The organism is Pseudonocardia sp. (assembly GCF_035305885.1).
Taxonomy (GTDB): domain Bacteria; phylum Actinomycetota; class Actinomycetes; order Mycobacteriales; family Pseudonocardiaceae; genus Pseudonocardia.
Genome location: NZ_DATGOP010000110.1, coordinates 1 through 14,295, shown reverse-complemented (window position 1 = coordinate 14,295; position 14,295 = coordinate 1). Strand labels below are relative to the sequence as shown.

Sequence of the window (14,295 nt, the reverse complement as noted above, 5' to 3'; positions counted from 1 at the left end):
TGCCGTTCGTCCCTGTCGGCGGCCCGGCGGCGGCCCGGTCCGTAGGCTGGGGGCATGTCGGGTGCTACGAAGCGCGTCCTGCTGGCCGCGCCGCGCGGGTACTGCGCCGGTGTCGACCGCGCCGTCGAGGCGGTCGAGCGGGCGCTCGAGCAGCACGGCCCGCCGGTCTACGTGCGCAAGCAGATCGTGCACAACGTGCACGTCGTCGAGACGCTGAGCGAGCGGGGCGCGATCTTCGTCGACGAGACCGACGAGGTGCCGGAGGGCGCGCTCGTCGTGTTCTCCGCCCACGGCGTCTCGCCCGCGGTGCGCGAGCAGGCCAAGGAGCGCGGGCTGCGCACCATCGACGCCACCTGCCCGCTCGTCACGAAGGTGCACGGCGAGGCCAAGCGGTTCGCCCGCGAGGACTACGACATCCTGCTCGTCGGCCACCACGGGCACGAGGAGGTCGAGGGCACCTCCGGCGAGGCACCCGAGCACATCCAGCTCGTCGAGACCGCGGCGGACGTCGCGAACGTGAAGGTCCGCGACCCGGAGAAGGTCGTGTGGCTGTCGCAGACCACGCTGTCGGTCGACGAGACGATGGAGACCGTGCGGGCGCTGCGCGAGCGGTTCCCGTCGCTGCAGGACCCGCCGAGCGACGACATCTGCTACGCCACCCAGAACCGGCAGGTGGCGGTCAAGGCGATGGCGCCGCACTGCGACCTCGTGCTCGTCGTCGGCTCCAAGAACTCGTCCAACTCGGTGCGGCTGGTCGAGGTCGCCCTCACCGCGGGCGCCGGCGCGGCCCGCCTCATCGACTACGCGCGCGAGATCGACGACGCCTGGCTCGAGGGCGTCACCACGATCGGGCTCACCAGCGGCGCGTCCGTGCCCGAGGTGCTCGTGCGCGGCGTGCTCGACCACCTCGCCGAGCGGGGCTGGGAGTCGGTCGAGGAGGTCACCACCGCGGAGGAGACGCTCCGGTTCTCGCTGCCGCGCGAGCTGCGCCCCGCCCGGGCCGCGCGCTAGCGGCGCGGCCGTTGCAGCGCGATCCGCAGCAGGCCGAGCGCGAGGACCGTCCCGGTGGCCCACGCCATCACCGGGAACGCGTTGACCAGTGGCGCCCCGATCACGAGCAGCCGCTCGGCCACCCCCTGACCGGGCCGCGGTGAGCCGGACAGCAGCACCACGACCGGTACCGTTGCCGCCACCAGCAGCGGCGGCTGCACCATCGGCCCGAACAGGCCGCTGCGGCGCACCCAGACCACCGCGAGCACGCAGCCGGCGATGTGGCAGATCGTGAACACCGTGCCCGGGGTGCCGATCCGCGTCAGGTCGACGACCACGCCGATCGCGGTGAGCGCGACCGCGATCCCGACCGCCGCGATCGGCGGTATCCCCAGCACGCTGGGGATCAGGGATCGGTCGGCCATCGGCCACTGGCCGCTCGCGGTTCGCTCCCGCAACGGGCGTTCCGGGGCCGCCGCAGGCTTCGTGCCCGTCGAGGACCTGCGCGCGCCCGCCGTCGCCGGCTCGGCCGCGCGCGGGGATCGCGGCGTCCGGCCCGGATCCGCCGCCGTGCGGGAACCCCGGCTCGGCGAGCCGGACCGGGGGCGGGAGCCGCCGCCGCGCGCGGAGTCGGCGGACGGGCGGCGTCGGGGGATGCGCTCGCCTGCCGGGTCGGTCATCCCGTCACGGTAGCCCGCGACTCATCGCGTCCGTCGCCGCCGGCCCGTTCACCCGGCCGGTCGACCCGGTTCAGCTCGTGCAGCGCGACCAGCGAGTCCGCGGCCGATGCCACCAGCTCGGGCGCGGCGACCGTGCGCGGCGCGCGCTCGACCTGGCTGAGCTCGTCGATCGTGCCGTCGGCCGCCCCGAGGTCGGTGAGCTTGCGGGCCGTCACCAGCACGCGCGCCTCCAGCGACGACACCGTCTGGTTGTAGCTCGCCACCGCGGTGTCGAGGCTCCGGCCGAGCTTGGCCACGTGCGTGCCCATCGTCGCGAGCCTGCTGTGCAGCTCCTTGCCCAGCTGGTGCACCTGCGCGGCGTTGCGGGCGAGGGCCTCCTGCCGCCACGTGTAGGCGACGGTGCGCAGCAGCGCGATGAGCGTGGTGGGGGTGGCGATCACGACGTTGTTCGAGAACGCGTGCTCGAGCAGCGCCGGGTCGGCCTGCAGCGCGGCCTCGAGGAACGGGTCGCCCGGCACGAACAGCACCACGAACTCCGGCGACGGTTGGAACGCCGCCCAGTAGCTCTTCGCGCTCAGCGCGTCGACGTGCTGGCGCAGCTGGCGGGCGTGGGCGGCGAGGCGCTCCCGGTGGACCTCGGGGTCGCGCGACTCCACCGCCTCCAGGTACGCGGCGAACGGCACCTTCGCGTCCACCACGATCTGCTTGCCGCCCGCGAGGTGCACCACGAGGTCGGGGCGCACGCCGCCGTCCTCGCCCTGCCCGACGACCTGGGTGGAGAAGTCGCAGTGCTCGACCATGCCGGCGAGCTGCACGATCCGCTCCAGTTGCAGTTCGCCCCACCGACCGCGGACCTGCGGCGCGCGCAGCGCGTTGACCAGCTGCTTGGTCTCGTCCTGCAACCGCTCCGAGCTGTTGCGCATCGCGCTGACCTGCTCGCGCAGGCTCGCGTACGCCGACTCCCGCTCCTTCTCGACGGTGCGCAGCTGCCCCTCCACCCGCTGCAGCGCCGCGGCCACCGGGTCGAGCAGCTTGCCGATCGCCTGGGCCCGTTCCGCCGCGTCGCCGTCGGCCTTCGCGGCGAGCGCGGCGGTCGCCTCCTTGATCCGGCCCTCGGCCAGCGCGACGAACTGCTCGTTGTTGCGGGCGAGCGCGTCGGCCGACAGCGCCTGGAACGCCTGCTTGAGCTCCGCGTCGCGCCGGGTGAGCAGGGCCTCCCGCTGGGCGCTCGCCTCCCGCTCGCTGCGCAGCGCCGCCTCCGCGGCCGCCGCGTCGGCCTCGGCCTTGCGCAGCCGCTCGACCGTGCGCTCGTAGGTCTCGGTCAGCTCGTCGAGGCGCTGCACGAGGCCGGCCCGCTCGGCGCGCAGGCCCGCGGCGTCCGCCCGCAGCATCGCGGTGGCGTCGGCTGCGGCCTTCGCCGCCTCGGCCGCGGAGACCCGGGTGCGGGTCGACAGGACCAGCCACGCGGCCCCCGCGCCCAGCACTGCGCCCACGATCACGCCGATCAGCAGCACGGATACGGTCGCGGTGTCCATCCGACCAGCGTCACGGACACCTCCGACGATCCGTGGGAGGCACGCGGGCGCGGGGGCGGACTGATCGCCGAACGGTCGAACGGACGGTCGAACGCGCACCCAGCGCGCGACTCGGGCGCACCGAGGGCGCGACTCGCCGATGGGCCAGATCGCCTCCGTGTCGTTCGTGAGAGGGTCTCGCCCGGTCGAATGAGGAGATCGGGCATGTCGGCGACTTCCGTGCGCAGGTCGGGGCTGCTTCGGCTCGGTCACGTCGGCGGTGTCGAGTTCGCGATCGGCAGGACGAGCGAGCCGTGGACGCTGCCGATCGACGTGCTGACGATCTCGGCGAGCCCGGCGCCTCACCTCGGCGTGCTCGGCCGGGCCGTCCGGGCCGCCATGCCGGATCTCGGCTGGGCGGACATCGACTACGGCGCCCTCACCCCCGACACGCCCGTCGAGCTGCCCGTCCCCGAGCCGTACGCGCGGACGCTGCGAACCCGGCTGCGCAGCATCGCGGTCGCGACGGTCCGGGAACCGGGCGGGGGTTCCCGGGGCGGGCGCGCGACGGTCGAGGCCGCGGTGCGGGCGGCTGCGGCCGTGGTGCGGATGGCGGATGCGCGGCCGGTGGGTGCGCTGGGGCTGCCGCTGCTCGGCGGCGAGGCGGCCGGGCTGCCGGTCGAGGAGGTCGCCGCCGCGGTCGTGGCCCGGGTTCGCGCCGTCGTCCGCGACGTGGCGAACCTGCGGTCGGTCGTCTTCGTGTGCCGGGACGACGTCGCCGAACGCGCGATCCGCCAGGCGTGGGACCTCTGGGATCCCGTCGGGCGAAGGCTGCCCGTGTCACCGGCCGCCGAGCGGCTGCTTCGCGCCGTCCTCACCGTCACGCGGGCGAGGTACGCGCCCCGGGCGACCGCCCTCGACGTCCTGCTCGGGGTCCTCTCGGCCGGCCGCCGCGCGCCGAACCAGGACGTCACCGCCGCACTGGTGCGGGCGCTTCCGGACGAGCCGGCCGAGCGGATCACCCGCGCGCTCACCCGTGCGGGTGCGGTCGGCCTCGACTCCGATGCCGTACCCGCCCCGGTGGCGGACGCGCCGGAGCTGGCCGACGTGGTCGGCGCCGCCGAGCGGATCGCTCGGCAGGTCGGCAGCAGCGAGGTGCGCCCGCACCACGTCGCGGTCGTCGCCGTCGACGCGGAGATCCCCGGGCCGGTGCTCGACGCGCTGGGGGCGAGCCGGCAGGAGTTGCGGGACGCCCTGCGCGACGGCGTCGAACGCCATCGGCGGGACGAGTCGGCCGAGGCGTGGGCCGCGGTGTGGACCGGCGGGGGACGGGCCGTCAGGTCGACGCCGTCGGGCGTCCGGTACGCCGACGTGCGGAGCGATGCCGAGAGCGCGGAGGACCGGCTCGGCGTCACCGCGGACGTCAACGCGATGGCGGCACTGCTGGCGTCGACGACCACGTCGCCGCCGCTGTCGGTGGCGCTGTTGGGCGACTGGGGCAGCGGCAAGTCGACGTTCATGAACCTCGTGAGCCGGCGGGTCGCCGTGTTGTGCGGGCACGCCGCGGCCGATCCGGACAGCCCGTACTCGCCGACGATCCGCCAGGTCCGGTTCAACGCGTGGCACTACAGCGACGACCACGTCTGGGTCGGCCTCGTCGAGCACCTGTTCCGGGCGCTGCGCGAGGAGGCGCCGAACCGCTCGGAGGAGGCGCCGTCGGTGGTCGAGCTCGAAGCCCGGCTCGACGCCGCGCGGAGCAAACGGGACCGGCTGGCGGGCGAGCTGCGGCAGATCGACGAGCTGGAGCCCGAGCGCGGCTGGTGGGGCTGGCTGTGGCAGCCGCGGCGCCTCGCCCTGATCGCGCGGGCGGCGAGCCGACAGGCCGTCCACGGCGTCCGGTGGCGCGCGGTTCGGTACGCGGCCGCGTGGGCGGCCCTCGCCGCGGTCGTGTTCGTCGCCGGGACGGCGCTCGGGTCGACGGTGGTCACGTGGTTCGCGGCGGTACCGGTGGTGGCCGGGCTGGTCGCGCCGGTCGTGTCGGTCTGGCGCAGGGCGAACGAGATCACGACGTCCGCGCACCGCAAGCTCGTCGCGGACAAGGAGCGGCTGACCGAGGAGATCGCCGCGCTCGAGGCCGAGCTCCAGCACGCCGACCCGGTGCGCGGCCTGAAAGCGGTCGTCGACGAGCTCAACGCGGGCGACCGGTACAAGCCGTTCCGCGGGCTCACCGGCCAGATCCACCAGGACCTCAGCCGGCTCGACGAGCAGATGAGCAAGCTCGACGAGCGCACCCGCCCACGGATCGTCCTCTACGTCGACGACCTCGACCGGTGCACGTCCGATCGCGTCGTCCACGTGCTGCAGGCGGTGAACCTGCTGCTGAGCACGTCGCTGTTCATCGTCGTCGTGGCCGTCGACCCGCGCTGGCTGCTCGCCGCGTTGGAGGAGCACTACGGCAAGCCGCTCGACGGTCGGGTCCGGGCGCTGGACTACCTCGACAAGATCTTCCACGTGCCGTTCGCGGTGCGGCCGATGAACGACCGGGCCGGGGAGTACCTCCGTTCGTTGCTCCCGGACGTCGAACCGGACGCCGCCGCGCCGCCGGCCCCGCCCTCGGGGGACGGTGCGAGCGAGCCCGCGCCGGCCGAGCACCCCGAGATCGAGCGGAGCGAACCGGCGGCGGTGGCAGCCGAGCCTCGGGACGACGCGCCGTCGGTGGAGGGGGTCGCTCCCCAGCAGCTGCGCATCCGGCCGGAAGAGGCCGAGTTCCTCCCGCGCATCGCCTCGCTCCTGGACACGCCGCGGGCCGTGAAGAAGGCCGTGAACCTCTACGTCCTGCTGCGCGCGGGGATCCCCGACGACGAGCTCGACGCGTTCCTCGGCGACGAGCGCGGCGGGCGGTTCCAGGCCGCGGCGTTGCTCATCGCCGGGATCGTCAGCTGCCCCTCGGAGGCGCGCGGCCTGCTGGAGCGCATCCTGCGGGCCGAGCCCGACGAGCCGATCGGATCGGTTCTGCGCGACGAACCGTCGTCGGTCTGCACCCGGCTCGCCGGGGTGATCGACCGCTTCGCGCACGAGTTCCCCCTGCTCGGCAGGGCCTCCACCTACCAGCCGCTCGCGCGCACCGTCGCCCGGTACGGCTTCGTGAGCTACGCGCTGTTCGACTGACGCGCAGCGCCGCTGCGCCCCGAGCTGCGACTCGCCGACACCGAGCGCGCGACTCGCCGACACCCAGCGCGCGACTCGCGCACACTCAGCGCGCGACTCGCGCGCACCGAGAGCGCGACTCGCCGGGGTGGGGTCAGCCTCGCCCCGACTCGTGGGCCAGCAGCGCCCGCTTCACGTCCACCCCCCAGCGGAAGCCGCCGAGGCTGCCGTCGGTGCGCAGCACCCGGTGGCACGGCACGAACAGCGCCGCCGCGTTGCGGGCGCAGGCCGACGCGGCCGCGCGCACGGCGGCGGGGCGGCCGGACTTGGCGGCGTACTCGGTGTAGGTCACCGGCGCGCCCGGCGGCACCGTGCGCAGCACCTCCCACGCGTGCTCGAGGAACGCGCCCGACCGCTGCCGGACGGGCACGTCGTCGATCGCGCCGAGGTCGCCGTCGTGGTAGCGCACGATCGCGTCGGCCACGGGACCGAGGTCGCCCTCGACCAGCTCGGTGGGCCGCAGCGTCGGGTGGACCTGCGGGAGCAGCTCGTCGAGCCTGCGCGTCCAGCCCGAGGCCAGCACGGCCCCGTCCGTGGCGACGACGGCGGTGAACGGGCCGATCCCCGTGTCGATCGTGGCCCAGGTGGCGGTGCTCATGACGTCCTCCGGTTCGAGGTGGTGGCGGGCGCGGCCCGCCAGAGGTGGGTGGCGGCGTAGGAGCGCCACGGCGCCCAGCCGGCGCCCCGGGCCGTGAGCCCGGGGAGGTCGGACGGGAGGCCCAGCGCGGCGGCGCCGCGGCGCACGCCGAGGTCGGTGGCGAGCAGCTCGTCGGGGTCGCCGAGCAGCCGCATCGCGAGGTAGCCCGCCGTCCACGGCCCGACGCCGGGCAGCGCGCACAGCGTGGCGCGCAACTCGGCGGGGTCGCAGCCGGGGTCGAGCAGCAGCGCGCCGTCGGCCACCGCCCCCGCCAGCCGCCGGACGGTCTCGATCCGCCGCCGCGGCCCGGTGAGCACCTCGGCGCCGCGCTCGGCGATCGCCTCGGGCGAGGGGAACAGCAGGGCGGGGCCGTCACCCGCGAGCGTGTCCGGGAGCCGGTCCCCGAGCGCGGCGGCGAGCCTGCCCGCCGCGGTGCGGGCCGCGGCCACGGACACCTGTTGCCCGAGCACCGCGCGCAGCGCCGTCTCGACGCCGTCGACGGTGCCCGGCAGCCGGATCCCCGGCACCGCGGCGACGGACCGCCCGAGGTCCGGGTCGGCGCCGAGGACGGCGTCGACCGCGACCGGGTCGGCGTCGAGGTCGAGCAGCCTGCGCAGCCGGGCGACCGCGGGCCCGAGGTCGCGCGGGTCCGCGAGCCGCAGCGTGGCGACGACGTGCCCGTTGCGCGGCGCGGGCGTGAGATCGAGCGCCACCGTGGCCGCGCCGTGCGGCAGCCGCAGCGTGCGCCGGTACGTGGAGCCCTCGACCGCCTCGACGCCCTCGATCGCGCGGGCGGCGAAGTACGCGAGCAGCCCCTCGGCGTCGAACGGTGGGCGGTACGGCAGTCGCAGCACGAGCGTGCCGGCTGCGGTGGGCACGGCCCCGCCCCGGCGCCGCCGCGCCTCTGCGCGCAGCGTCGACGGGGGCACGCCGTACACCTCGCGCACGGTGTCGTTGAACTGGCGCACGCTGGAGAAGCCGGCCGCGAACGCGATGTCGGCCATCGCCATCGGCGTCGTCTCGACCAGCAGCCGGGCCGTGTGGGCCCGGTGCGCCCGCGCGAGCGCCAGCGGCCCCGCCCCGAGCTCCGCGGTCAGCACCCGGTTGAGGTGCCGCTCCGAGTAGCCGAGCCGGGCCGCGAGCCCCGGCACGCCCTGCCGCTCGACGACGCCGTCGGCGATGAGCCGCATCGCGCGGGCGGCGAGGTCGGCGCGCAGGTTCCAGTCGGGCGAGCCCGGCACGGCGTCGGGCTGGCAGCGCCGGCACGCGCGGTACCCGCGCTGCTGCGCCGCGCCCGCCGTCGGCAGGAACTCGACGTTGTGCCGCTTCGGCGTGACGGCGGGGCACGACGGCCTGCAGTAGATGCCGGTCGTGCGCACGGCCGTGATGAAGCGCCCGTCGAAACGGGCGTCGCGCGAGGCGACGGCGCGGTAGCAGACGTCCTGGTCCAGCAGCACGACATGGACTCTGCCACCGCCGACGCGCCCGCACTGGCGGAAATCGGACGCGGCCCGCCGGAAGGGTCGTGGGCGGAGGGGAGCGCTAGCCGGCGCGGCAGATCTGGCCGCGGATACGCCCGTCCTCGCAGGCCTCGCGGATCCGTTCGCGCAGCTCGTCCCAGCGGTCGCCGTCGTCGCCCCGCCTCGCGCGCTCCCGCACCTCCTCGCGCTCGCGCTGCTCGGCGCGGGCTTGTTCCTCGATGATCGCGGCGGCGCGCTCGCGCGCGGGGGCGAGGGCGATCTCGGCGATCTGGGCGCCCGTGATCCCGGGCGCGGGCGCCGCCACCGGCTCGACGGGGGCGGGCGCCTGCGGCTGCGGCGGGGACGTGATCTCGGGGACCGGCACGGCCACGGCCTCGTCCTGGTCGGGCATCAACAGCACGGCGCCGCTGCTCGCGACGACCATGCCGAGCGCCGAGGCTGCGAGCGCGAGTCGGGGTGGGAACCGCACAAGATCACCTTTCCACACCGGCGACAGCTCCACCCAGACCATCGATCCGGCTCCGGACGCGTTATGGCGGGGTCCGCGAACGGGCGAACAGGCGCGACGAGCGGTGCCCCGCCGCAGCCCGACCCGCACGCCTGGCCCGGCGAGCACCGCGGCCTCTCGGCGATGCGGGCCCCGGCGGTGGCGGCGAGCGTCGTGCCCGGTTCGCCGCGGCCCCGCGAGACGGGGTAGCCCCCGACGGGAGAACCCTCATCAGCGTCGGGACTACGCTGGAGTCCCGTGTCACTCACCCTCGGCATCGTCGGGCTGCCCAACGTCGGCAAATCGACGCTGTTCAACGCCCTGACCCGCAACGACGTGCTCGCCGCGAACTACCCGTTCGCCACGATCGAGCCGAACGTCGGGGTGGTGCCGCTTCCCGACCCCCGCCTCGACGTGCTGGCGAAGATGTTCTCGTCGGCCCGGACCGTGCCGGCCACCGTGTCGTTCGTCGACATCGCGGGCATCGTCAAGGGCGCGTCCGAGGGCGCGGGGCTGGGCAACAAGTTCCTCGCGAACATCCGCGAGTCGGACGCCATCTGCCAGGTCGTGCGCGTGTTCGACGACCCGGACGTCGTCCACGTCGAGGGCCGCATCGACGCAGCGGGCGACATCGAGACGATCTCCACCGAGCTGATCCTCGCCGACCTGCAGACCCTGGAGAAGGCCCTGCCGCGCCTGCAGAAGGAGGCGCGCACCCACAAGGACCGCCGCCCGGCGTTGGAGGCCGCCGAGCAGGCCGTCGAGATCCTCAACGGGGGCAGGACGCTGTTCGCGGCCGGCGTCGACCGGGCGCCGCTGCGCGAGCTGTCGCTGCTCACGACGAAGCCGTTCCTCTACGTCTTCAACGCCGACGAGGACGTGCTCTCCGACGAGGCCCGTCGCAAGGAGCTCGCCTCGCTCGTCGCCCCCGCCGACGCCGTCTTCCTCGACGCGAAGGTCGAGGCCGAGCTGCTCGAGCTGGACGAGGAGTCGGCCCGGGAGCTGCTGGAGTCGATCGGCCAGGAGGAGCCCGGCCTGCACGCGCTCGCCCGCGCCGGCTTCCACACCCTCGGCCTGCAGACGTTCCTCACGGCCGGACCCAAGGAGGCCCGCGCCTGGACGATCAAGAAGGGCGCCACCGCGCCCCAGGCCGCCGGCGTGATCCACACCGACTTCGAGCGCGGGTTCATCAAGGCCGAGATCGTCTCCTACGACGACCTCGTCGAGGCCGGGTCGATGGCGGCGGCCAAGGCGGCGGGCAAGGTCCGCATGGAGGGCAAGGACTACGTCATGGCCGACGGCGACGTGGTGGAGTTCCGCTTCAACGTCTGACCGGGCTCCGAGCCCCGGGTTCGCCCGCGGCGAAAGCCGCGTCGGTCGCTGCCGGGCACGGGTCGTCTACGCTGTAGACGTGGTCTACAGCGTAGACGCCGTCCGGTCCGCCGGTGCGTGGTTGCACACGGAGACGACCGGTACCGGCCCGCCGCTGGTGCTGGTCCCCGGCGGTGGCGGTGACGCCGAGATGTACGCCGAGGTCGTACCGTTGCTGGCGACGCGGTTCACGGTGATCACCTACGACCGCCGGGGCAACTCCCGCAGCAGGCTCGACGACGCTCGCGTCCCCGTCGCGGTCGCCGACCAGGCGGCCGACGTGGTGGCCGTGCTGGACCACCACGGGATCGAGCGAGCCCACGTCTTCGGCAGCAGCGGCGGGGCGGTCATCGCGCTGGAGGTCCTGGCGAGGCACAGCGACCGGCTGCTGGGCGCGGTGGTGCACGAGCCGCCGCTGGTGCAGGTCCTGCCGGGCAGCCCGGAGCACCGCGAACTGGACGAACTGCGCCGCATCGCCGAGACCGAAGGACCGGTGCGGGGGTTCGTCGCCTTCGCGGCGATGACCATGCCCCGCCCGCCGCGGTGGGTCCGGACCCGCCCGGGCCGCGCGGCGCTGGCCGGGGTGCTGCGGGGCGTGCTGTCCGTCGGCGCGGTGTCGCGCCGGCTGACCGGGCGCGCGCCGGGCGGGATGCAGCGCCTCCTCGGCAACGCCGAGATCCTCTTCCGTCGTGAGCTGCCCGCCTTCTGCTACGACTACGAACCCGACCTCGCCGCGCTCGGATCGAGCGGGGTGCGGTGGTGGTTCGCCACCGGCCGGGACAGCGTGGGCCGCCCCTACCACCGGCCCGCCCACGTGCTGGCCGAGCGGCTCGGCGTGGCCTGCGTCGAGTTCCCCGGCGGGCACACCGCGTACCAGCGGCACCCCGCGGAGTTCGCCCGCCGTCTGACCGAGCTCCTGGCCCCGTGAGCGACGACGCGCACCCCCGCCGGCGGCCGATGCGGCCGACGCTGAGCCGTGAGTACATCGCGGCGACGGCCCTCGCGCTGGTCGACGACATCGGGCGGGACCGGTTCTCGATGCGCAAGCTCGGCGCCGAGCTCGGTGTCGACCCGATGGCCGTCTACCGGTACTTCGCCGATCAGGAGGCGCTGTTCGACGGCATCGCCGAGGTCCTCTTCGACGAGCTCGACGTCGAGTCGCTGCCCTGGGACGGGCCGTGGCGCGACCTGGCCGAGCAGTACACCCACCGCCTGCGGGACGTGCTGCTCGCCCACCCGCACGCCGTGACCATCTTCGCCACCCGTCCCGTCCGCTCACCGGCGGCCATCGAGACCGGCAACCGCATGATCACGGTGATGACCGAGGCGGGCTTCACCCCGGGCGACGCCGTGCGCGTCCTGCGCTGCCTGCGCGAGTTCGCCGTCGGCCACGCCCTCACCCTGGCCGCGCTCCGGCTCGGCGGCGAGCGGCGCAGCCGGAAGCCGCCACCGGACTCGCCGGAGTACAACCTGCTCGCCCGGGGAGCCGACGACGCGGGCGCCTGCGGGCACTTCGAGCTCGGGGTCAGCGCCATGCTCGACAGCTTCGCCCGCCTCGCCGGTTGAGGGTGTCGGTTCTGGCCACGACGGGCGGCCCCGGGGCCGCTCACCGTGCGCGGGCAGACGACGTTGGTCTACACCGCGTTCACGTCGCTCGACGGCGTCGTGGACTCCCCCGGCGGCGCGGGCCGGGCGAGGAGCACCGCAGCGGTGGATGGGTGTTCGCGGACGCCGGGTTCGTGCCCGAGGCGTTCGCCCCGACGTGGCGCGACTCGCAGGACCACGCGGCGAAGTACGTCGTCTCGTCGACGCTCTTGTGAGGACGCGCTCGTCGACGGCTGGGGAGACGACGATCCTGCGCTCCACCGACGAGGTCGCGAAGCTCGAGGAGGGCGACGGCGCAGCGATCTTCGTCCGCGGCGGCGCCGAGCGTGCCCGCAGGCTCTCCGACGCACGCCTGCTCGACCGCTACCACCCGCTGGTCTTCCCGGTGCTGCCCGGTGCGGGCAAGAGCCCGTTCAGCGCCGCCGACCGGGACGAGCAGAACCTGCGGCCGCGCGAATCGCAGAGCGACCCCAACGGCGTCGTGAAGCTGCTGTACGACGTGGTGGGCTGAGCGAGGTCCAGCGCGAGCGCGCCACCGCGGCGCGACCGCAGCTGCGTGGCCGTCCGCCCGACGTAGCGGCGCAGCGCCCGCGCGAGCCCCCTGCGCTCCAGCGTGCGTTCCGACAGGTCGGTGCGGCCGCCGTGCAGCACCTCGGCGACGATCGGCTCCCTGGCCGCGGCGCCGGACCGGACCAGGCGCTCGACGAGGGCCTCCGCGTCGCCGGGGTGCGGCATCTCCCACCCGGGACCGGCGAGGTGGAACGACCTCGCCGTCGTGTCCGGCAGCTCCACCTCGCCGTCGACCAGGGAGGCGATCGGCAGGCCGCGCAGCGTGGTGCCGATCGCGAACTCGATGCCGACGAACACGGCCTCCTTCGGGACGGGGGCCGTGCCCGCGGCGGTCTCGGGGCCGGTGACCGCCCGGTGCCGCCCGTCCTGCTCCGAGAAGACCAGCCCGCACCGGGTTCCCGCCACCGACGTCCTCTCGTCGACCTGCTCGCTCGTGCACGTCCACACGACGTCGATCCGCGGCGAGTCCGACCGGCGGCTGGTGAACCGCAGGTGCGTGCCCGCGGTCTGCAGGCGGGTCACCGCCAGCCGAGCTCCGGGGCGACGTGGGTCAGCACGGCCTCGAGGACGTGGGCGTTGTAGTCCACGCCCAGCTGGTTGGGCACCGTGAGCAGCAGCGTGTCGGCGGCGGCGATCGCCTCGTCCTCGGCCAGCTCCTTCACCAGCTTGTCCGGCTCGCCCGCGTAGGTGCGGCCGAACCGGGCGGTGCCGCCGTCGAGGAAGCCGACCTGGTCGGTGCTGTCGCGCTCCCGCCAGAACAGCCGGCGGTCGAGGTCGTTGACGATCGGGAAGATGCTGCGGCTGACCGAGACGCGCGGCTCGCGGGTGTGCCCGGCGGCCTTCCACGCGTCGCGGAACCGCTGGATCTGCTCGGCCTGCAGCTGGTGGAACGGCACGCCGGTGTCCTCGGTGAGCAGCGTCGAGCTCATCAGGTTCAACCCCTGCTCGGCCGTCCACTCGGCGGTCGCCCTGGTGCCCGCGCCCCACCAGATCCGGTCGCGCAGGCCCGGCGAGTGCGGCTCGATCCGCAGCAGGCCCGGCGGGTTGGGGAACATCGGCCGCGGGTTGGGGCGGGCGAACCCCTCACCCTTGATGACCTCGAGGAACACCCGGGCGTGCTCGCGGGCCATGTCGGCGTCGGTCTGGCCCTCCGCCGGTGCGTAGCCGAAGTAGCGGAAGCCGTCGATCACCTGCTCCGGCGACCCCCGGCTGATCCCCAGCTGGAGCCGCCCACCGGAGATGAGGTCGGCCGCACCCGCGTCCTCGGCCATGTAGAGCGGGTTCTCGTAGCGCATGTCGATCACGGCCGTGCCCAGCTCGATCCGGCTGGTGCGGGCGCCGGCCGCGGCCAGCAGCGGGAACGGGGAGGCGAGCTGCTGGGCGAAGTGGTGGACCCGGAAGTAGGCGCCGTCGGCGCCCACCTCCTCCGCGGCCACGGCGAGCTCGATCGACTGCTGCAGGGCGTCGGCGGCCGACCGCACCATCGAGTGCGGCGAGTCCGACCAGTGCCCGAAGGACAGGAAGCCAATCTTCTTCACGGTTCAACCAACTGCGGCCTCGGGAGCGGCATTCCGCAGGTTCCTACTGGGGAGGCCGGGCCCACAACCCGCGGGGCCTGCGGTGGTGGGTGCCGCGGAACGGCCGGTTCACCGCCTCCTTCACGAACCACCACCCCTCCGCCTCCGTCTCCGCCCACCCGTGCGCGGACTTCCCCTCGTCCACCACCACCGTCCACCGGTAGCGGCCCGACCGC

General features: G+C 74.8%; 12 protein-coding genes. 6 read left to right on the top strand and 6 right to left on the bottom strand.

Annotated features, from left to right (window positions below):
- Window positions 1–54: 54 nt before the first annotated feature.
- A complete protein-coding gene (locus VKZ81_RS22640; RefSeq protein ID WP_324243656.1) occupies window positions 55–1,011 on the top strand; it encodes a 4-hydroxy-3-methylbut-2-enyl diphosphate reductase in 957 nt (318 codons plus the stop codon).
- Here the strand turns inward: VKZ81_RS22640 and VKZ81_RS22635 are convergent.
- Window positions 1,008–1,415, bottom strand: coding sequence for a DUF6542 domain-containing protein (locus VKZ81_RS22635; protein WP_324243655.1), 408 nt, complete (start codon window positions 1,413–1,415; stop codon window positions 1,008–1,010). The two genes, VKZ81_RS22640 and VKZ81_RS22635, sit on opposite strands and share 4 nt — an antisense overlap.
- A gap of 251 nt (window positions 1,416–1,666) precedes the next feature.
- Window positions 1,667–3,205 carry a DNA recombination protein RmuC gene (locus VKZ81_RS22630; protein ID WP_324243654.1) on the bottom strand — a complete coding sequence of 513 codons (1,539 nt, stop codon included), beginning with the start codon at window positions 3,203–3,205 and terminating at the stop codon, window positions 1,667–1,669.
- 204 nt (window positions 3,206–3,409) lie between these two features.
- Between VKZ81_RS22630 and VKZ81_RS22625 the strand changes: the two genes are divergently transcribed.
- The gene (locus VKZ81_RS22625) at window positions 3,410–6,352 is read left to right on the top strand and encodes a P-loop NTPase fold protein (RefSeq protein WP_324243653.1); all 2,943 of its coding nucleotides are present in this window, start codon (window positions 3,410–3,412) and stop codon (window positions 6,350–6,352) included.
- A gap of 133 nt (window positions 6,353–6,485) precedes the next feature.
- Here the strand turns inward: VKZ81_RS22625 and VKZ81_RS22620 are convergent, their stop codons facing one another.
- From VKZ81_RS22620 to VKZ81_RS22610, 3 genes are all read right to left on the bottom strand, one after another.
- The gene (locus VKZ81_RS22620) at window positions 6,486–6,989 is read right to left on the bottom strand and encodes a methylated-DNA--[protein]-cysteine S-methyltransferase (RefSeq protein WP_324243652.1); all 504 of its coding nucleotides are present in this window, start codon (window positions 6,987–6,989) and stop codon (window positions 6,486–6,488) included.
- On the bottom strand, window positions 6,986–8,485 hold the full coding sequence (locus VKZ81_RS22615; protein WP_324243651.1) for a DNA-3-methyladenine glycosylase 2 family protein: 1,500 nt from the start codon (window positions 8,483–8,485) through the stop codon (window positions 6,986–6,988). Before VKZ81_RS22615 ends, VKZ81_RS22620 begins: the two co-directional genes overlap by 4 nt.
- Window positions 8,486–8,570: 85 nt before the next feature.
- On the bottom strand, window positions 8,571–8,978 hold the full coding sequence (locus VKZ81_RS22610) for a hypothetical protein (protein WP_324243650.1): 408 nt from the start codon (window positions 8,976–8,978) through the stop codon (window positions 8,571–8,573).
- 276 nt (window positions 8,979–9,254) lie between these two features.
- On the opposite strand from VKZ81_RS22610, the gene ychF reads away from it, so the two are divergent.
- The 4 genes from ychF to VKZ81_RS22590 all read left to right on the top strand — a co-directional run bounded on the left by ychF (window position 9,255) and on the right by VKZ81_RS22590 (window position 12,483).
- Complete coding sequence (gene ychF, locus VKZ81_RS22605) at window positions 9,255–10,328, top strand: redox-regulated ATPase YchF (protein WP_324243649.1); 1,074 nt, start codon at window positions 9,255–9,257, stop codon at window positions 10,326–10,328.
- 79 nt (window positions 10,329–10,407) lie between these two features.
- Window positions 10,408–11,295: an alpha/beta fold hydrolase gene (locus VKZ81_RS22600; protein ID WP_324243648.1), complete on the top strand. Its 888-nt coding sequence runs from the start codon at window positions 10,408–10,410 to the stop codon at window positions 11,293–11,295.
- Window positions 11,292–11,933 carry a TetR/AcrR family transcriptional regulator C-terminal domain-containing protein gene (locus tag VKZ81_RS22595; RefSeq protein ID WP_324243647.1) on the top strand — a complete coding sequence of 214 codons (642 nt, stop codon included), beginning with the start codon at window positions 11,292–11,294 and terminating at the stop codon, window positions 11,931–11,933. Before VKZ81_RS22600 ends, VKZ81_RS22595 begins: the two co-directional genes overlap by 4 nt.
- 250 nt (window positions 11,934–12,183) lie before the next feature.
- Window positions 12,184–12,483, top strand: coding sequence for a dihydrofolate reductase family protein (locus VKZ81_RS22590; protein WP_324243646.1), 300 nt, complete (start codon window positions 12,184–12,186; stop codon window positions 12,481–12,483).
- Between the two features lie 577 nt (window positions 12,484–13,060).
- Here the strand turns inward: VKZ81_RS22590 and VKZ81_RS22585 are convergent.
- Complete coding sequence (locus VKZ81_RS22585; protein ID WP_324243645.1) at window positions 13,061–14,080, bottom strand: LLM class flavin-dependent oxidoreductase; 1,020 nt, start codon at window positions 14,078–14,080, stop codon at window positions 13,061–13,063.
- Between the last annotated feature and the right edge of the window lie 215 nt (window positions 14,081–14,295).